The sequence below is a fragment of the Alteromonas sp. 38 genome (assembly GCF_902506055.1).
GTDB classification, from domain to species: Bacteria; Pseudomonadota; Gammaproteobacteria; order Enterobacterales; family Alteromonadaceae; genus Alteromonas; species Alteromonas lipotrueae.
The window spans coordinates 1628558-1646320 of the sequence record NZ_LR733300.1 but is presented as its reverse complement, the minus strand read 5'-3'; the positions used below and the strand labels follow the sequence as shown (position 1 = coordinate 1646320).

At 42.0% G+C, this 17763-nt stretch carries 19 protein-coding genes; 13 read left to right on the top strand and 6 right to left on the bottom strand.

All coding sequences use genetic code 11. The features are described from left to right. Positions 1–124: 124 nt before the first annotated feature. The 6 genes from FLAVO9R_RS07060 (at position 125) to FLAVO9R_RS07035 (ending at position 6465) form a co-directional block, all read left to right on the top strand. The gene (locus FLAVO9R_RS07060; protein WP_159530003.1) at positions 125–1420 is read left to right on the top strand and encodes a flavin-containing monooxygenase; all 1296 of its coding nucleotides are present in this window, start codon (positions 125–127) and stop codon (positions 1418–1420) included. Beyond that, positions 1421–2335, top strand: a complete 915-nt coding sequence (locus FLAVO9R_RS07055; protein WP_159530001.1) for a bile acid:sodium symporter family protein — start codon at positions 1421–1423, stop codon at positions 2333–2335. Continuing rightward, positions 2325–3266 carry an SDR family oxidoreductase gene (locus FLAVO9R_RS07050; RefSeq protein ID WP_159529999.1) on the top strand — a complete coding sequence of 314 codons (942 nt, stop codon included), beginning with the start codon at positions 2325–2327 and terminating at the stop codon, positions 3264–3266. Before FLAVO9R_RS07055 ends, FLAVO9R_RS07050 begins: the two co-directional genes overlap by 11 nt. Beyond that, positions 3263–4063 carry an SDR family NAD(P)-dependent oxidoreductase gene (locus FLAVO9R_RS07045; protein ID WP_159529996.1) on the top strand — a complete coding sequence of 267 codons (801 nt, stop codon included), beginning with the start codon at positions 3263–3265 and terminating at the stop codon, positions 4061–4063. The genes FLAVO9R_RS07050 and FLAVO9R_RS07045 overlap by 4 nt, the downstream gene beginning before the upstream one ends. Further along, a complete protein-coding gene (locus FLAVO9R_RS07040) occupies positions 4060–4788 on the top strand; it encodes a TSUP family transporter (protein ID WP_159529994.1) in 729 nt (242 codons plus the stop codon). The genes FLAVO9R_RS07045 and FLAVO9R_RS07040 overlap by 4 nt, the downstream gene beginning before the upstream one ends. 483 nt (positions 4789–5271) lie before the next feature. Next, positions 5272–6465, top strand: coding sequence for an MFS transporter (locus FLAVO9R_RS07035; RefSeq protein WP_159529992.1), 1194 nt, complete (start codon positions 5272–5274; stop codon positions 6463–6465). 500 nt (positions 6466–6965) lie between these two features. Here FLAVO9R_RS07035 and FLAVO9R_RS07030 read toward each other — a convergent pair whose 3' ends face one another. The 3 genes from FLAVO9R_RS07030 to FLAVO9R_RS07020 form a co-directional block, all read right to left on the bottom strand. Beyond that, entirely contained in the window at positions 6966–7970 is a 1005-nt protein-coding gene (locus FLAVO9R_RS07030; protein ID WP_201299245.1) for a 3-keto-disaccharide hydrolase, read from the bottom strand. Positions 7971–8012: 42 nt separating this feature from the next. After that, positions 8013–8993 carry a Gfo/Idh/MocA family protein gene (locus tag FLAVO9R_RS07025; RefSeq protein WP_159529990.1) on the bottom strand — a complete coding sequence of 327 codons (981 nt, stop codon included), beginning with the start codon at positions 8991–8993 and terminating at the stop codon, positions 8013–8015. Positions 8994–9135: 142 nt separating this feature from the next. Further along, entirely contained in the window at positions 9136–9558 is a 423-nt protein-coding gene (locus tag FLAVO9R_RS07020) for an Rrf2 family transcriptional regulator (protein WP_159529988.1), read from the bottom strand. A gap of 113 nt (positions 9559–9671) precedes the next feature. Here FLAVO9R_RS07020 and FLAVO9R_RS07015 point away from each other — a divergent pair, with 113 nt between their 5' ends. Together FLAVO9R_RS07015 and FLAVO9R_RS07010 are read left to right on the top strand one after the other, a co-directional pair. Beyond that, positions 9672–10421: an SDR family NAD(P)-dependent oxidoreductase gene (locus FLAVO9R_RS07015; RefSeq protein WP_159529986.1), complete on the top strand. Its 750-nt coding sequence runs from the start codon at positions 9672–9674 to the stop codon at positions 10419–10421. Positions 10422–10631: 210 nt separating this feature from the next. Continuing rightward, positions 10632–11252, top strand: a complete 621-nt coding sequence (locus FLAVO9R_RS07010) for an SDR family NAD(P)-dependent oxidoreductase (RefSeq protein ID WP_159529984.1) — start codon at positions 10632–10634, stop codon at positions 11250–11252. Between the two features lie 516 nt (positions 11253–11768). On the opposite strand, the gene FLAVO9R_RS07005 is transcribed toward FLAVO9R_RS07010, so the two are convergent. After that, the gene (locus FLAVO9R_RS07005) at positions 11769–12110 is read right to left on the bottom strand and encodes a winged helix-turn-helix transcriptional regulator (RefSeq protein WP_159529982.1); all 342 of its coding nucleotides are present in this window, start codon (positions 12108–12110) and stop codon (positions 11769–11771) included. Between the two features lie 192 nt (positions 12111–12302). On the opposite strand from FLAVO9R_RS07005, the gene FLAVO9R_RS07000 reads away from it, so the two are divergent. The 3 genes from FLAVO9R_RS07000 (at position 12303) to FLAVO9R_RS06990 (ending at position 15201) form a co-directional block, all read left to right on the top strand. Next, positions 12303–12932, top strand: a complete 630-nt coding sequence (locus FLAVO9R_RS07000; RefSeq protein ID WP_159529980.1) for an NADPH-dependent F420 reductase — start codon at positions 12303–12305, stop codon at positions 12930–12932. Between the two features lie 449 nt (positions 12933–13381). Beyond that, entirely contained in the window at positions 13382–14404 is a 1023-nt protein-coding gene (locus FLAVO9R_RS06995; protein WP_159529978.1) for an SDR family oxidoreductase, read from the top strand. 221 nt (positions 14405–14625) lie between these two features. Beyond that, positions 14626–15201, top strand: coding sequence for a TetR/AcrR family transcriptional regulator (locus tag FLAVO9R_RS06990; RefSeq protein WP_159529976.1), 576 nt, complete (start codon positions 14626–14628; stop codon positions 15199–15201). 268 nt (positions 15202–15469) lie between these two features. Here FLAVO9R_RS06990 and FLAVO9R_RS06985 read toward each other — a convergent pair whose 3' ends face one another. Continuing rightward, the gene (locus FLAVO9R_RS06985; RefSeq protein ID WP_159529974.1) at positions 15470–15760 is read right to left on the bottom strand and encodes an SDR family NAD(P)-dependent oxidoreductase; all 291 of its coding nucleotides are present in this window, start codon (positions 15758–15760) and stop codon (positions 15470–15472) included. 131 nt (positions 15761–15891) lie between these two features. Continuing rightward, on the bottom strand, positions 15892–16101 hold the full coding sequence (locus FLAVO9R_RS06980; RefSeq protein WP_159529972.1) for a hypothetical protein: 210 nt from the start codon (positions 16099–16101) through the stop codon (positions 15892–15894). A 231-nt stretch (positions 16102–16332) separates the two neighbouring features. On the opposite strand from FLAVO9R_RS06980, the gene FLAVO9R_RS06975 reads away from it, so the two are divergent. Then, the gene (locus FLAVO9R_RS06975; protein WP_159529970.1) at positions 16333–17082 is read left to right on the top strand and encodes an SDR family NAD(P)-dependent oxidoreductase; all 750 of its coding nucleotides are present in this window, start codon (positions 16333–16335) and stop codon (positions 17080–17082) included. A 28-nt stretch (positions 17083–17110) separates the two neighbouring features. Further along, complete coding sequence (locus FLAVO9R_RS06970; RefSeq protein ID WP_159529968.1) at positions 17111–17743, top strand: glutathione S-transferase family protein; 633 nt, start codon at positions 17111–17113, stop codon at positions 17741–17743. Positions 17744–17763: the final 20 nt, after the last annotated feature.

The following is a 17763-nucleotide window of genomic DNA, read 5'->3' as shown; positions in this document are numbered from 1 at the left end:
ACTATTTTATAAATAGCATACTCAAGCTGTCCCAAATTAACTAGTTAATTGTCCTGTGTTAGCAAGGCAACCAAATCAACATCCTGTTAACCTTATTGTCATGTAGTTAACAGAGACATTCATCATGAATCCTTATGTGGTTATTGGAGCCGGGCCAATGGGCCTATGTACAGTGCGCCGATTAGTTGAAAAAGGCATTGATGTGCTGGGGTTGGAAGCGCACAGTGATGTGGGTGGGTTGTGGGACATCGATAGCCCCACCAGCACTATGTATCAATCTGCGCATCTTATTTCGTCAAAACGAATGACAGAATTTGACGACTTTCCTATGCGTGATGATGTGGCCACCTACCCAAAGCATGACCAGCTAAAAGACTACTTTCAGGCGTATGCGACGCATTTTGATCTTTATCGTCATTTCCAATTTAACTGTTGGGTAGAGTCGGTGGAGCCGCTCAATGGTCAGTGGCGAGTTAGTTATCGGCAAAATGATGCTCTACACCATATCATTGCCGCAGGTGTTTTACTTGCCAACGGTACGTTGCATCACCCGAATATCATAGACTTTCCCGGCAACTTTGAGGGTGAGCAAATACACAGTGCTCACTATAAAAATGCGGATAGTTTTGCTAATAAACGCGTGCTGATCGTAGGTTGTGGGAACAGCGGCTGTGATATAGCGGTGGACGCAGTTCATAGGGCGAAACATGTCGACATGGCAGTACGCCGAGGCTATTACTTTTTACCTAAGTTTGTCGCCGGCATGCCCACCGACACATTAGGCGGAAAAATTCGCTTACCCAACTGGTTAAAGCAACGTGTAGATGGCACCTTAGTGCGCTTAATTTCAGGTAAACCTAGCCATTTCGGGCTGCCAGATCCCGACTATAAAATGTATGAATCACACCCTGTGGTTAACTCGTTATTTTTACATCATATTGGCCATGGTGACATCACAGTTCGTCCTAATGTCGAGCGCTTAAGCGAAAATGGAGCGTATTTTACTGATGGTAGTTATGCACAATACGACCTTATTTTACAGGCGACCGGCTATAAGCTGAATTACCCCTTTATTGATAAACAGTATCTCAATTGGGTAGGCGATGCGCCGCAACTCTATTTAAATGTGTTTAACCCTCTACACCCCAATTTATACGTCATGGGTATGGTAGAAGCGGCCGGATTAGGCTGGCAGGGGCGCGATGAACAAGCCAAATTGGTGGCCAATGTCATAGATTTACAACGAAATCAAAATCATGCTGCAGAGACATTTTTTGATAAAGTGAAGCTACAAGCAAGCCAGCGAGTAGACGGCGGTATGCGGTATTTACCGCTAGAGCGCATGGCGTACTACGTGCATAAGGCTGATTATTTGGCGGCGTTATCAAGCGAAATGCAACAGTTGGGACAGGGAGTCTAAATGTCGTCAACTAGCCTCTTTGCTTTAAATTCTGTACTAGCCATGATGATGTTTGGCATTGCATTAAGCCTCACAACCGATGATTTCCGCCGAATTTCAAGACAGCCTGTAGGGCCGGTGGTGGGAATGACTGCACAATTTGCTTTATTGCCTGCTTTAACATGCCTGCTCACTTGGTTACTTCCTATGCCAAGCGAAATAGCGTTAGGCCTACTTCTGGTAAGTTGCTGTCCTGGTGGCAGCTTTTCAAATTTAATGACCTATTTGTCAAATGGAAATACCGCAATGTCGGTCAGTATGACCGGTGTGGCTAGCTTACTTGCCTGTGTACTCACACCACTAAACTTCATGTTTTACGCGGCTCTGAACCCGCGTACACAACACTTGCTAAATAGTATCTCGGTATCAACCACTGATATGCTGTCGGCGATTGCCTTTGTTTTAGCCTTTCCATTAGCACTTGGCATAACCTGCGCCCGAATTTGGCCGTTATTTGCAAGAAAAAGCGAGCCATTTTTTCGGTTTGTTTCTTTGTTGACTTTATTTGGGTTTGTGGCGATTGCGCTTTTCATGAATTGGGACAAGTTTATCGCCGGTGCTAGCCTCTTTTTGCTTGCCGTAGTAGCACACAATGCGCTTGCTCTTTTCATCGGTTGGTCTGCAGCTCGTATATTGCATTTGCCCCCTGCTGATACCCGAGCTATCACCCTAGAGGTCGGCTTACAAAATTCCGGCTTGGGTCTGGGCATCATTTTCACCTTTTTCGCTGACTTAGAGGCCATGGCGGTTATTGCCGCTACCTGGGGTATCTGGCACCTTATCTCCGGCTTGAGCCTAAGCACCTTTTGGCAATTAACGGATAGAAAAAAAGCCCTTCAACACACGTCTGAAAAGAAGTATTTCTATGGCTCTTAATATTTTAATTACTGGCAGCGAAGGCTATATAGGTCAACGTCTCATTAGCGCACTTGCTAGCAACCACAACACGGTGGGCGTAGATATACGACCATCTTCAAAACAAGCCTACCCTTATCATGAGTTGGACATCAGAGATCCACATCTAAGCGATATCATCGCTCAACACAACATTACTCATGTCGTCCATTTAGCCAGTGTGATGCAAGCGAGTGACGATCGCGTAAAAGATTATGATATTGATGTAAATGGTACGGCTAACGTACTAGCAAGTTGCATTAATAATCAGGTGAAGCATATTACGGTGTCTAGCAGTGGCGCCGCTTACGGCTATCACGCCGACAACCCTGACTGGCTGAATGAGCAAGAGCCTCTGCGCGGTAATGACCATTTTGCCTACAGTCAGCACAAGCGTTTAATTGAAGAGATGTTGGCAGAATTTCGAGTCGCACACCCTGCGCTCAAACAACTGGTTCTGCGCCCCGGTACGATACTAGGGAAGCATACCAATAATCAAATTACTCATTTGTTTACTAAATCAAAAATACTTGGAATTAAAGGGTCGCCCTCGCCTTTTGTCTTTATATGGGACGAAGATGTGGTGAATATTATTACGAACGGGGTAACTGAAAGCCTTACCGGACAGTTCAATTTAGCCGGCGATGGCGCTATGCCGATCTCTGAAATTGCCCAAGTCCTCAACAAACCTCTTGTACAACTACCGGCAACAGTTGTTGCTGCTCTACTTAGAGTCGGCCACGCTCTACGTCTTACCCAATATAGTGCCGAGCAAGTTGACTTTTTACGCTATCGCCCGGTATTGGACAATAATGCACTAAAGACAGGTTTTGGTTACGTGCCGAAAAAAACATCACGGGAAGTGTTTGATTACTATGTTGCGCATAATCCCCACGTAAGAAACGATAAATGAAGCAAAGCACACCAATGCGACCATGGGCGCTAGTAACCGGTGCAGCGTCAGGGTTAGGTTTAGATTTAGCTAAACAACTGGCAACGGACTACCAACTAGTTCTGGTAGACTTGCAAATTGATGCTCTGACTCGCGTAGCCAAGTCGCTTCAATGCCATCATCATTTCGTTTGTGACCTAGCCGATCCAGCTGCTATCGTCGCGTTGGCCGAGTCAATTGCACAACAACACATTACCCTTAGCGTGCTAATAAATAACGCGGGTATTACCCATCGTTCGCTCGCATCACTTACCCAGACATCTGTTATAGAAAAAGTAATGCGTGTAAATTATTTTGCGCCTGTTCAGCTTACCCAGATGCTTACGCCCCATTTAAGCCGAGACGCTAACATAGTGAATATCAGCTCTATGGCGGGTTGGATGCCGGTGTTGGGACGCGCTGGATATTGTGCCTCTAAAGCAGCCCTTCACCAGTACTTTGAAACCCTACGTGCTGAGTGGCAAGGTAATGGAAAGCACATTCTTATGGTGTACCCTAGTTTTTTAGATACGCCCATTGAACACAACGCTTTAAACGGGCTTGGTAGCAAAGCGACGCATAAGAGAACTATGGTTGGGGCCATGGGCAGTAGCAAAGACATGGCATCACAAATTATTTCAGCTATGAATAAAGGTCAACAGCGGTTAATGCCAGACTGGTTTACCCGTGTTTCCGCTTTGCTTTATCGCTTAACGCCTAACGTTTACTTGTACCTTATGCGCCGCCGCTTAAGTCGTGAATTGAGTTCACCACAATGAGCTTTGTTATCGTCGCTATTGGTGTATTTATTGCCTTTGCTGTGGAAGCTATGACAGGGTTTGGCAGCATCGTTATCGCCTTATCAATTGGTGCCTTAGTGATGGATATCACCCAATTGATGCAATGGTTGGTACCCTTAAACATAATGATGACAGGCCCACTGGTATACCAACATCGACATCATATTGATCATGACCTCCTGTTTAAACAAATTTTACCATTTATGGGAACAGGTACTTTAACCGGGTTGCTTGTAATAGATTACATACCCGCTGAATACAGCAAAGGGCTTTTCGCTTTAATAATTTGTTGGTTTGCTATTCGCTCGCTTGCCCAACTAAACGCCCCCGCCCACAACCATCTTGCCCGCAGGTCGTTAATATTCTCTGCCGGTATTACCCATGGCTTGTTTGCATCAGGTGGCCCGCTTCTGGTGTACGCCTGTGCAAGAACACCAATGGCCAAAGAAAGATTTCGCGCCACCCTATTAAGTGTGTGGCTCACTTTGAATACTGGCCTTTGTGTGTGGTTTTTGTTGTTTGAAGGACTAGCATCACAGACGAAATCCATCATGTGGTTGGTGCCTTGTGTTATAGCAGGTGCATTTTTGGGTAATGCTTGGCACAAAAAAGTGAGTCAGGCGTTCTTTTCTCGGTTGGTTTTCGTGATGTTATTGTTAGTGGGAGTACTCCTGTTAGTTAAAACTCTCAGTCAATTTCTTTAACGTTTAACTCTTTGAAACCTATCACTGCCTTTCAGAGCAACGCAGCTGCGCTTTCTATCAAGCAGATACTGATTTGTAGTATAGCTAAGACAGTCATAAAACGTATAACTAACAACATAAACCTGCTTATCTTGTTTAGTGTATTAAGCCCCAATGTAGGGGCTTTTTGCATTTAATGGGCAAACATAAAGTGAAACAATCATTTGAGCGATAAATCTAGACTTTCTGTGGCGCTAGCGATAGAAATATGATGCGTTAGTAGCGTATAATCGCTGCATAATAAAAAGCCACTATTCAATGTTGCTGCCTGAATATGTTTTGTTCACTAGGCTCACTTTGATTCAAAATATTCCTACTACACCAAGTTGCTGTATCGAACGTTAACGTAAATACGTTAACTGCTTTCTATTGCACAAGTTCTTACAACGTATTTGTGATTGATGAGGCATACATTATTCCTCACCATCAAATTTTAAGGTATTTATGTCTGCATCACCTTCAAACCAAAGCGCCGTGATTTGGCCTATTTTCGTTATGGCTCTGGGCACATTTGTTTTAGGGCTGACAGAGTTTTCATCTATGTCGATGTTGCCTCTCATCGCCGAATCTTTCGCTGTCACGCCATCAATGGCCGGTAATGTAATAAGCGGCTATGCCATTGGTGTAGTCATAGGTGCGCCGTCGTTTATGTTACTTACCAACAAGACGAATAGACGCACTTCCCTTATTATCTTTGCGGCAATGATGTGTGTGGCTAATGGCTTAAGTGCTATCGCCTCTAGCTTGCCAGAGCTGGTGTTTTATCGCGTATTGTCTGGGTTACCCCACGGCGCTTATTTTGGAACCGCACTATTAATTGCCGCTAATATGGCACCAGCTGGTAAACGGGCCAGCTATATGTCGATGGTGTTTGCTGGTTTAACTATCGCCACTATTGTCGGTGTGCCTATGGCAACCTTGATAGGGCAAAATATGAGTTGGAGAGTGTGTATGGCGCTAGTCGCAGCCCTTGCACTCGTTACCATTGCACTTATTTATATGTTCGTGCCTAGCAGCCCAGTCACCACGCCAACGAACTTACGAGAAGAGTTTGGCGTGCTTAAGAACAAACTCGTCTGGTCTATTTCGGGCATCATATTTGTAGGCTTTGGTGGCGTTTTTTGTATTTATACCTACCTTGCCGATACCATAATAAACGTGACTAAATCTCCGGAGGTAACCATTTCGGTTGCCATGATGATGTTCGGTATTGGTACCACCATCGGTAATTGGTTTATTAGTAAACTCGCTGATAAATCTCCTCTTCGCACCACAGGTATTGCGTTGCTATGCAGTATTGGTGTGTCTGTTATATATGTGTTTGCGGCGAGTAATATTTGGTGGCTTTACCTTACTGTATTTCTACTTGGCGCCAGTGTAGGCTTAGCCGCCGTTATTCAGTCTATGTTGTTAGATATTTCACCCACTGGGCACGCAATGATAGGTGCTCTGGTGCAGTGCGCATTTAATACGGCAAATGCAATTGGCCCAATGTTAGGCGGCGCACTGTTGGCATCGGGTGCTAGTTTCAATGAAACAGGCTACGGATCGGCTATGTTGTTCTTCGGAGGTTTTATATTGTGGGCGCTTAGTTATCTACAGCTGCGTAATCGCAATCCTGCCCTTGCCACTAGCTAAAAATAAAGGTAGCAGAGTACACTTGTTTTATTAATGTACTCTGCTACCACTTCTACTATGCTTCTATCAACTTTGTAGTACACAAAGTCCATAATCTACAAATCAACATATCCTCACCCCAAAGTTTTTTTATTTTCAGCTAGATTCATTTTTACAACCTTAAATTGAGTTGAACTAAAAGTTATTTTTAACAATCCAATCAAAATCTTAAAAATAAAGATCTGTAAAAAACAAAAAAGTCGCATCAGCCAAGTCAACGCTGGTGTTATATGCTAGCGTGATTCCGCAAGCATAAGCAATGCGCAAGCCCAGTGTCTATACAAGCAAAGTTACTTAAACATAACATCGCTGTTCCGGACGATATGTCTGCGATAGAGGCCGTAGTAGTTCAGGCGCGGTCAAAGAAGTCAGGTCGTTTCAAGTGTCCGGTGCAATTAAAGCTGAACAAGTCGTTCCAAAATGAGTTTTCCTATAAAAAATAAATCATGTTCGGCTAATATTTAAAATAGGTGTCTATATTTTGCAGGTAATTCATTTATTTTTCGAACAAAAATATCTTTGTAAAATATTTCAGCAGCCTCGCTCTGCAATTGAATTTGTCCCTCTCGTAAAGGAGTGATCATTCCTCGATCATCAACTGTACGAGAATTTTTCAGTACCATTACCACTTTTCCGTTGACTATGTGTAAACTTTTTCCTTCAAAACAAACCAATTCAATTTCATTCCATTCACCCTCAGGTTCCTCAAAATTCTCTTTGCGCAAAACAAAACCAGAGATATCTTGCCCTGAACCAACTGATATAAATTGTTGAGACTCATCTGCTATTGGATTCATTATGTGTTCTGGAATGTATGCGCGAACATCAATTGCTGAATTTCCCTGATTCCAGTAATCACCTACATGCCCTAGCATAATTTGGAACTCCTGAGAAACCTTCCAAGTTCGCCAGTAATCCTTGCCGTGCTCCCCAATTGCATGATAGAGGATACCGCTGTCTTTGAGTAGTTTTTCTCTAGGAGGGTAGACTTTCCTTCCCCATTTATACTTCAAGCGAAACTGGTAATTTCTATAGGACTTTTTTGTCGTCAACCCCCCATAAATCTCCCCACTTACCTTTAGTATCGGAGTATCTCCTTCTAATACAACATATATTCCGTAGTCATTTGGCGAGTCCAATAGACCAATCGGCTCTAAATTATTGCCATTGTGATCTTTTGGTATTGCTCCGTTATAGTTAATTTGGTGTTTATAACTAAGGAAAGCCTCCCAATCGCTTAATTCCGGATCAAGTAATGATTTCCAATTCAATTCTTGAGTATTATTTGACAATGCCAACGCTGAATAAAGAGAAAAAATTAAGATTGTCGCTATTTTTAGCATTAGATACCCCAAATTAATAATAGTCCCCATGAAATTGACCAAGCAAATTAAGGAAGAAGAAAATTTAAATACTTCACTACTATACTTTTTGTTTGCACGTATGATTTCGCTTGGTGGTCTCACGCGAATTCAATTCCCCAGTCCCCCAATACAGATAAAATATTGTCAGCTAGAAATAGCTTTTTGACGAATAGTTTCTATGTCTTTAAGGAAATTAAGTGAGTCTTTCCAAGTTACAACATCAGATTGTGTTTCGCCCTGTCTGATGCGTTTACAAGCGTGGTCAATTTGAAATTCAAAGCCGCTTCCTTTGCGATTATCTTGAAACCTTTCCTCTATCTTATCGTCTCTCATCAAAGAGCACTCTATGCTACGAAAAAAGTCAGGGATGCAAATTGTACCTTCGGTTCCAATTAAATGGCCGCTATTGGGTAGACGTGCTCTGAAAGACGTGTGCAAGCTTGAAATGCTATTCTCGTATTTAAGTTGCCAAATCACATCGTCATCTACCCCATTAGGTGCCCTGTGTATATTTCCTTGCATTTCTTTTGGAGCAGATGCATTGAATAGTCTATTGAAAGCGATTGGGTAGATTCCCATATCGAACAAGCAGCCCCCAGCGAGTTTTGGATCATATTCTCTGCCTGATTCACAGTAGGGAACGTGGTAGCCAAAATCACACTTTAGATGAATCAATTCGCCTATTTTTCCGCTTCTATACCAATCTCTCGCTTTTTTTATTGCAGGAAGAAACCATGTCCACATGGCTTCCATCAAGAATACTTTTTCTTCTGTGGCAACACTCATTAGCTCTAATAACTTGCTTTCACTGGTTGTAATGGGTTTTTCACAGAGGATGTGTTTACCTGCACGCATTGCCGCAACAGCATGCTCGAAATGAAAAGTATGAGGAGAACCTATATATACTGCATCAACGTTCTCGTCATTGAATAAAGCTTGGTAGTTGTCATAAGTGGTTTCTACTGAGTGCTCCAATTGAAACCGACGTGCTTTCTCATCATCTCGGCTTGCGACAGCGGCTATCTCGGTGTTTACACAATGTTTAATATCACGAGCAAATGTATGTGTGATCCGTCCAGCAGTAACCACTCCCCACTTTATTACTTTTTCTTTTTTAGCAGCCATGTATTTATCCCTAACCTATTTCAATAATATGTCTGGTCGATTCAAAATCCTCAAATGTCTCTTTAATGAATCCGGTAGCAATTGATTTTATGCTTTCAAGCTTGCAAGAATTCAAAAACAATGAAGTCCAGACTAAACGTACTTATTTGATGAACGTTTCTAATAATTCCGCTAAATTTTTATCATTCAAGTGGCTCATCAAAACGTCTTCCATTTGCCCCATGACATGGTCGAATACACAATGAATGTTAGAGCCTACTGGGCAGTTTTCGTTTCCAACACCTCTACTTGACATGAGCTTTGAATTGAAAGACGCCTCATATATTTGTTTCAACGATACTTCTTTTGCATCTTTCGCAAGAGCAACGCCACCCTTCTTACCTCTGTAAGTCTTAATCAAGCCAGCTTCATTCAAAGGAACCAGTAACTGGCGAATTAGTGTAGGGTTGCTCTTAGTGCTACTAGCCAGTTCACTGGATGACACTAGCCTCTCCGAGTCTCGTCGAAACATGTAAGCCAACGCCAACATAATGTGAAGCGAAGTTGAGAATCTGTAGTCAACCATATCGCACTATAACCATATTTCATATAATTGTTAATTTAAGAATAGCATTTAAACAAAAATAGTACTATTCTAATTTTAAATGCTATTCCTAAACTAACATTAAGGGTGAAAAAATGAAGAATCTAACTGGAAAAGTTGCATTAGTTACAGGTGGCTCTAGAGGCCTAGGCGTTGCTATTGCATTAGAGCTAGCAGAAGCTGGAGCAGATGTCGTAATCACTTACAGTCAATCTGCTCAAAAAGCAAAAGATGTAGTCAGTAAAATTGAGGCCCTTGGTCAACGTGGTCTGGCTATTCAGAGTGATCAGGGAGACATAACCGCTGCTGCCCCTCTCGTTGAGCAAGTTGTCAAAGAATTCGGCAGTCTGGACATTCTCGTAAACAACGCAGCACTGGCTAATCAAGGCAGCAAAATTGATGACCCGAACGCTGACACTCAAGCCTGGGATCGCATGTGGCAAGTTAATGTCTTAGGTGTTATTTCTACAATTCGAGCTGCGTCGAAAGTAATGAACAATGGCGGCCGCATAATTTCTATTGGTACTGGGTTAGCTACCCATATAGGTGTACCCGGTGTAACAGAATATGCAGCTACAAAAGCAGCTATCGTCGGTTATTCAAAAGGAGCAGCCAGAGATCTCGGTGCAAGAAAAATCACTGTAAACGTTATTCAACCAGGGATCATGCTGACTGATATGCAAGCGGGAATAGAGGATGTGCCGGACTTCCTTCTGAATATGAAAGCTATTCCAGAGGCTGTTGAAATTGAAGATGTTGCTGCGGCAGTTAGTTTTTTGTCTGGCCCTAACGCAAACAATATCACTGGTGCTGTCCTTGATATCAACGGGGGTTGGACTGCCTAATCAGTTTAATGAGTCAAAGATGCCAGCAGCGCATTGCCTTAGGGAAGTGTAATGCTGGTCATATTGATTAATCAATGTCGTACCACAGATAGTGAATTTCTGGTTTTAGTCAGCTCAATAACAATTCTTCCAAACTAGCTCGATTTTAGAACAACTTGTGTGGATTCAATCATAGCGTCAAAAGACGTCTTAGAAGACAAGAGGTTCAGAATGAAAACCGTTTTGATTAGAGGGTGTAATCGAACATTTGGTAGAGATATAGCACAATTTTTTCTCAACCAAAATTGGAGAGTAGTTGCTACGATGCGGGTTCCAGATGAAAGTCTGTTACCTCGGTCGACTAGACTCACCCTACTTTCGTTAGATGTTACAGATCAAAAGAGTATAAACAGAGTTCTAAGTAAATCTCCCCCAATAGATTTACTAGTGAACAACATGTTTTTTAACCTCACCGACTCATTCATACATGATAGGATTAGAAATCTTAACGATATTTATGAATCGAAATTTGCTGGAAGCTATATCATGTCCTTATCGCTTTTACCTCACTTTCGTAATCAAAAAAAAGGGGAAATCGTAAATATTATACCTTCTTGCAAGATGGGTAATAATCTTACAGACATAGGTATAATGATTAGAATTAAAGGCATTTATAATTTCACACATGCACTATCCGTTCTTCTGAAAAATGACAATATTAAAGTACACTTAGCTACGGAAGAAAACTTTTGTCTCGTTAAAAAATCTAGAGCTAACTTTCATCGAAATGGTGAAGCGGACTTTATTCATAACGTTCGCAATCTGATAAATAAGACTGAAATGGTTGTTTGATTAAATTTTCAACCACCAAATTTTCAAAAACAGAGTTAAATATTGAGACTTAAATAGACTTACTATGAATTAAGTGACTATGTAGTCAAATCCAGTTCTGTTCCTGAAGTATCCCTTCAAATAACATCGGGAAATTAATAAGGTAAAATAGATGAGGAACATTCATGACGTTTGGTGATCAGATATTTCGCCCAAAAAGTGAAGGTTAAACGCCATGAATGTGCTGTCTATTGTGAACAAACTCGTATCGCTTTTCCGCTTTAAAATGCATGAAACAACGCAAAAATCGGTTACTGCGAATCGATCAGACTTCTCTAGCTGCTATACTGCTTGGTATGGTGTTCGTTACCTCTAATAAATACCCGTAGCATCCAAGCAAACACTGAGATGAAAAGAGTGTAATTTCTCCCTACCTAGGGCTCAGGGCTATCGCCTGTCGGCTACAGTTTATTACCGACAATAGAAAGCTGCACTCAAGTGGGTACAACATAACCTGATAAATATCATAAGAGTCTCTTAGCGAAGAACTAACTTTGACTTTATAGTTTCTTCATTGTCTTCCCCCCACTTACAAAGTGGCCTTAACGTTTCTACCAAACTTTTTCCTAGTGGCGTCAATGAGTAGTCAACTCGTGGCGGTATTTCCTTATAATCAGTTCTAGTGATTACACCATTCGCCTCCAACTCTTTTAACTGTTGTATTAAAACTTTATCGCTAATCCCATTTACAGAGCGCTTTAGCTCGCCATATCTACACGCACTTTTTTGCAAAAAGTAAAGTATTAGAGGCTTCCACTTCCCACCAATCAGTCGCAACGCGGCATCCAAACCACACAAAAATGGAGAATTTGTATTCATTTAATTCAAACCTTATTTACCTGTCGCCAAATACCTGCTGACGATATGTTAATCATAAAAATTTATTCCCTATTTTTGAATGAAAAACAGGGCTGCCTCCCTACACACAAAAAGGTAAGTACTTGACTAAAAGTTATCATAAAATGAGAATGACTCCATAACATTTACTTAGCCTAATGGTGGGAGATTTATATGAAGATCGGTTTATTGGGTGCAGGAACAGTAGCGCAAGCGTTTGCTCGACATGCCATTGCTTCTGGCCATGAAGTTGTTTTCAGTAATAGTCGAGGTCCTGACACTTTAAAAAGCCTTGTCCAAGAATTTGGTGAAAAGGCATCAGCAGGAACAATGAAAGAAGTTGTTGAATTGGAAGTGGTTTTACTCGCTGTACCGTGGAAACATGTGCAGAGTGTCTTGCAGAGTCTCGGGGAATGGAAAAACCAAATTCTCATCGACCCTACTAATCCAATTGATGAAAATGGCGTTGTAAACCTAAGTGGTGAAAATACTTCTCAATTAATAGCAAGTTATGCTCCAGGCGCTCGTTTAGTTAAAGCAATGAACGCTAACTTCATGGAAAATTTTGAACAGGACCCACGCCAAGGTCAATTCAGAAGAGTTATTTTTGTGTCTGGTGACTACAAAGGCGCAGTGGAAGTTGTAGCTGACTTATTTGAAAGTTTTGGCTTGGCTCCAATTCTGCTGGGTTCCCTCGAAAGTGGTGGCCGCATGCAACAAGTTGGAAATACACTAGCCGGTCACGACTTTTTTATTCCCTGGCCAGCTCCTCGTAGCTTCCCTCAATTCAATGGCGAGCAATAAAGGCTATGTAATGGCAATACAAACATTAAGGGGAAGCCGACTTGATCATTATCGTTATGGTGAGCCATCTTCCGTGTTGAGTGTTGAGTGTTGAGTGTTGAGTGTTGAAAATATTAGCTCACACTATGAATTGTTGCCTGCAGAAGTAAAAGCTCGTATCACAAAGAGCATTATTCACCCAGAAGATCTTTAACTTATTGTAGCAAGATATGCCGCCCCATCTTTACCGTTCTTGCCCTTGATCTTTTACTTTGCTTATCACTTAAAATCGCTCATAGAATTACTACATTTTTCCTTAACTGTTAACAGAGCAGCCAAAGTCAATAACCTATCATATCGGAGACAATGGCAATGAGACACGATACTCCTCCCCAACAAAAAACTTTACTATTTTTACCAATTAGGTAATGCTGGTTAAGTGATAGATATAAGAACATAGGTAGACATGCATGAAGACAGTATTGGTTACTGGTGGCTCAGGTTTTGTTGGTAGTCATTGTTTAGCGGCAGCTCTAAAAGGTGGCTTTATTGTAAAAACAACTATTCGCTCAAAGGAAAAAATCGCTATTGTGAAGGAGATGCTCTCACATGCAGGCATAGATGATTTAACCAATGTGTCATTCCATATTGCAGATCTTAAGTACGATGATGGCTGGGAAGAAGCGATGAAAGATGTCGACTATGTCTTACACGTTGCCTCACCATTCCCTTCTAAGTCACCAACAGACGAAGAAAAGGTAACAAAACCATCTATCGAAGGAACGTTAAGAGTACTGAAACTGGCTTCAGATTTTGATGTTAAAAGAGTTGTGCTGACATCCTCTTTCGGAGCAATTGGCTACGGACACCCAAGATCCAAGAAATTTTTCACAGAGAACGACTGGTCTCCGTCTGATTCAAAAGATATCAGTAGCTATATAAAGTCTAAAATCGAAGCGGAAAAGATGGCGTGGCAATTTATCAAGGAAAGTGAGTCTAACCTGCAACTTACGGTAATCAATCCAGTAGGCATTTTCGGACCTATATTAGGCAAAAACCTATCCAGCTCCATACAGCTTATTCAAGGTATGTTGCAAGGGAAAATCCCTGCAACACCTAAGGTAAATTTTGGCGTAGTCGATGTCCGAGACTTAGCGCAACTCCATATAAAGGCAATGCTTGCACCAAACGCTCAAGGACAGCGAATAATTGCCTCGGCGACTGATTGCCTACCAATGATTGTTACCGCCAAGACGCTTCGCCAGTGTTTAGGTGCGCAAGCCGACAAAGTTCCGAAAAAACAGCTACCAGATTGGTTTGTAAAGTTGCTTTCCCTCGTAAATCAGCAAATGAAAGAACTTGTGCCAGAACTCGGCAGGGAAAAGCACTTGGATAGAAAAAAAGCCGTTGAGTTGCTTGACTGGCATCCCCGGCCTATTGAGGAAACTCTGTATGACACTGCTAAGAGTTTGTTCAATTTCGGTTTAGTTTGACAGAGAAACAAAGATGAATAATTTTAGAGTAACGACGATTGTTCTAGCCCTCTTGCTCTCTTTTTATGGTTTGCCATAGTTTTAGACCAAAAATACGGAGTCTGAATAAAGTACGCTAACATTCCAGAATCTACTGTACGAGGCGTAAATATTGGTAACCCATTAGTGCTAATAGCGATTCATTATAAATAAAAACCTGCAATAAACGGAAAAAACAAATCATGACGGAGCATTCACCGCATAATAAGACGCAAACCAGGACGGACATCAAGATTTTAAGTGCCGCGCTAACAGTTTTCGGGAATTACGGCTATAAGAAAACTTCAATGGAGCAATTAGCAAGAGCAGCAGATCTCTCTAAACCTAGTTTGTATCTGCATTTTTCCGGTAAGGAAGATATTTTTATCGAATCCATGAGGTTTTATCTCAGTGACGGATTGGGGAAAGTTGAATGTTACTTAAAGGACAAAAGTGTTTCTTTTAACGAGCGAATAGTAAACGCCCTAGACCATTGGTTTGGCAGAAATATCGACCTGTTCCATATCGACCCGCACGAAGTCATCACCGTCGGAAATAGAATTGCATACTCCGAAGTTAACGAAGTGAAAATGAAGTTTATTGATACCATTGCAACTGCAATTTCAGAAAACAGCAACGTTAACGGGATCAAGTTAACAACATCCGCCTTGGAATTGGCCAATGTAATCTTCTTGTTTGGGACGTGCTGGAAAGAAAATAAGCAAACACGGCCAGAATTCAGGAAGCACCTTGAGCTATTTGTAAAAGCACTCTTTTAACTGAAAGCTGTTAATTTTGAAACTTATAACCCGCTTGCTGATAAAAAGCGTTGCTGGAGATTCTCAACAACGCTTGGTAATGTAACAGATCGTTACTTTGTTTTAGACCCTTTGGGACCGCTCACCCAAAACATAAAGCCTGTAAAGACGCTACTCCCCCCGATTAGACGAGAAAAGGCCCAGGACAGATAACGTTAATCAACGCCTGAGAGTTTTCATTGACTGGCTAACTGAGAAAATTCTACCATCAGCCCCCCTGCGCTAGACTCTATTGAAGCTCATGAGACAGCTCATCCTCAGAGCAACATCCTCCTTCTTTGGCATCTGTTACCAATATGTCCAAGTGGCCAGCCACATGCTTTACATGCGACATAACAATATCCAATTCCGCCAGGTTTGATGAGTCAGCTTGGAGGCCTACAACATCGTTGCCAATTATGTTGGTCGCATTGTCGACTTCTCTCTGAGAGCGACCAGTAACAAAAACCTTAGCTCCTTGGATAGAGAATTCTTTGGCTGCAGCGAGGCGAATACCTTTAGTACCTTCAAGTACCTTCAAGTACCTTCAAGTACCTTCAAGTACCAATGCAATTTTACCATTCTTCTCAATAGTTTCATCAAGTACTTTAATGCCCCTGGGCCCCGTTTATCTGATACTAGTAATTTAACTAGAGTGGTTACTGCACGTAACTACCATCCCAAAACTCTTTGCTCATGCGCTATCGTTAGTGCATTAAGGAATTCTTGTTCAACCTGCTCACCGGATTCTCCACTCGCCTGCAATATCATTCTTCGGACACGACAAATTTCAGCAAATTGGTATTTAACGGGCCGACGGCCACCATCATTTTCGGTCGTTACAAATTGCTCTTTGTCAGACGCCACTATCTTCTCTGCCATAAGTTTTGAACGGATGATCTCGTTAAAAACATAACAAATATAAGTTTGTTGCCACATGGTAATTGCAAGAGCTTAAACCATGTTCTTTACAGTAACTTTCAAGTTTTTACGTGAAGCTTCATTCCATCCACCTATATTCTTGGTCTGAGGTAAAAGGTTCATGGCCGTGTATCAAGAGATGCCAGTAGCCGATTCCTGATTGCAGAATCCTCAACCATTTTGGAGCAAAGCATGAGTTACAGACTTATTAATAAAGTGATATTGATTACAGGTGGCACCAGCGGTATTGGTCTAGCCTCAGCCAAAGAATTTACTTCACAAGGGGCGATAGTGTTTATCACCGGACGCCGTAAAAGTTCCCTAGATGACGCCGTTGCAACTTGTGGACCTCGTGCAATAGGAATTCAAGCAGATGTCTCTAATTTGGTCGACTTAGACTCTGTGATGAACACAATCATTCAGCAAGCAGGTCACATTGATGTTGTTTTTGCGAACGCCGGTGGTGGTGACATGTTGCCGCTGGGTACGGTTACAGAAGAGCACTTCGATAGTATTTTCGATACAAATGTAAAAGGCTTACTTTTTACAGTTCAAAAAGCCTTACCTCTGATGAAGGATGGTGGCTCCATCATTCTGACGTCCTCCACAACAGGAAGCAAAGGCACTGAGAACTTCAGTGTTTATAGTGCCAGTAAAGCGGCGGTTCGAAACTTTGCACGTAGTTGGTTGTTGGAACTTAAACCACAATCGATACGTGTCAACGTTATCAGCCCTGGCCCTATTCGAACGCCAGGTTTAGGTGGGTTGGCGCCAGAAGGTCAACAAGAAGGCTTATTTGATTTCTTGGCTACACAGGTACCTATCGGTCGCTTAGGTCGACCAGAAGAAATCGCAAAAGCTGCACTCTTCCTGGCTTCAGATGACAGCAGCTTTGTAAATGGCATCGAATTATTTGTTGATGGTGGCGCAGCGCAAGTTTAAGGGGGCTCGTTGCTAATTGGAGATGAAGATGATTAATTTATACACGTGGTCAACACCGAATGGGCGTAAGGTATCGATAATGCTCGAAGAGCTTCAGGTTCCTTACCAAGTACATGCCATTAACTTGTCGAAAAGTGAGCAATTTACCCCAGAGTTTCTGCGCATTTCCCCCAACAACAAAATTCCCGCAATTGTCGACGAAAACCCAATTGGTAAACCTATTACCGTATTTGAGAGTGGAGCCATTCTGACTTATCTAGCAGAAACGTATGGGAAGTTTCTAGCGCCATCTGGCGAAGAACGCTACAAAGCAATTGAATGGCTTCATTGGCAAATGGGTGGTCTAGGCCCAATGATGGGACAGCTCGGATTTTTTGAGAAGTTTTCAAAAGAGAAATCACCTTTGGCCAGCGCCCGGTTTTTAGTTGAAGTAGACCGCTTACTTAAAGTGATGGATAAACGATTAAGCGATACCACCTATCTTGCGGGAGAGAGTTTCACTATCACTGACATAGCTTGTTACCCATGGATTTACAGTGCAACGACCTTCTTAGGAGATCTGCTTGCAGCAAGCCTTAAAGATAAAGAATCACTAAGACGTTGGCTAAAAGCTGTTGGTAATCGATCGGGTGTCCAACGCGGAATGACTGTGCCGTCTTAATTTTTAATTACAAATTTTCT

Excerpts from the sequence above, each read along its gene's own strand:
- FLAVO9R_RS06980 (WP_159529972.1), bottom strand. The coding sequence starts at position 16,101 with ATGGCAGAGAAGATAGTGGCGTCTGACAAAGAGCAATTTGTAACGACC.
- FLAVO9R_RS07040 (WP_159529994.1), top strand. The coding sequence starts at position 4,060 with ATGAGCTTTGTTATCGTCGCTATTGGTGTATTTATTGCCTTTGCTGTG.
- FLAVO9R_RS07035 (WP_159529992.1), top strand. The coding sequence starts at position 5,272 with ATGTCTGCATCACCTTCAAACCAAAGCGCCGTGATTTGGCCTATTTTC.
- FLAVO9R_RS07050 (WP_159529999.1), top strand. The coding sequence starts at position 2,325 with ATGGCTCTTAATATTTTAATTACTGGCAGCGAAGGCTATATAGGTCAA.
- FLAVO9R_RS06970 (WP_159529968.1), top strand. The coding sequence starts at position 17,111 with ATGATTAATTTATACACGTGGTCAACACCGAATGGGCGTAAGGTATCG.
- FLAVO9R_RS07005 (WP_159529982.1), bottom strand. The coding sequence starts at position 12,110 with ATGAATACAAATTCTCCATTTTTGTGTGGTTTGGATGCCGCGTTGCGA.
- FLAVO9R_RS07045 (WP_159529996.1), top strand. The coding sequence starts at position 3,263 with ATGAAGCAAAGCACACCAATGCGACCATGGGCGCTAGTAACCGGTGCA.
- FLAVO9R_RS07055 (WP_159530001.1), top strand. The coding sequence starts at position 1,421 with ATGTCGTCAACTAGCCTCTTTGCTTTAAATTCTGTACTAGCCATGATG.
- FLAVO9R_RS07060 (WP_159530003.1), top strand. The coding sequence starts at position 125 with ATGAATCCTTATGTGGTTATTGGAGCCGGGCCAATGGGCCTATGTACA.
- FLAVO9R_RS07025 (WP_159529990.1), bottom strand. The coding sequence starts at position 8,993 with ATGGCTGCTAAAAAAGAAAAAGTAATAAAGTGGGGAGTGGTTACTGCT.
- FLAVO9R_RS06995 (WP_159529978.1), top strand. The coding sequence starts at position 13,382 with ATGAAGACAGTATTGGTTACTGGTGGCTCAGGTTTTGTTGGTAGTCAT.
- FLAVO9R_RS07010 (WP_159529984.1), top strand. The coding sequence starts at position 10,632 with ATGAAAACCGTTTTGATTAGAGGGTGTAATCGAACATTTGGTAGAGAT.
- FLAVO9R_RS06975 (WP_159529970.1), top strand. The coding sequence starts at position 16,333 with ATGAGTTACAGACTTATTAATAAAGTGATATTGATTACAGGTGGCACC.
- FLAVO9R_RS06990 (WP_159529976.1), top strand. The coding sequence starts at position 14,626 with ATGACGGAGCATTCACCGCATAATAAGACGCAAACCAGGACGGACATC.
- FLAVO9R_RS07000 (WP_159529980.1), top strand. The coding sequence starts at position 12,303 with ATGAAGATCGGTTTATTGGGTGCAGGAACAGTAGCGCAAGCGTTTGCT.
- FLAVO9R_RS07020 (WP_159529988.1), bottom strand. The coding sequence starts at position 9,558 with ATGGTTGACTACAGATTCTCAACTTCGCTTCACATTATGTTGGCGTTG.
- FLAVO9R_RS07015 (WP_159529986.1), top strand. The coding sequence starts at position 9,672 with ATGAAGAATCTAACTGGAAAAGTTGCATTAGTTACAGGTGGCTCTAGA.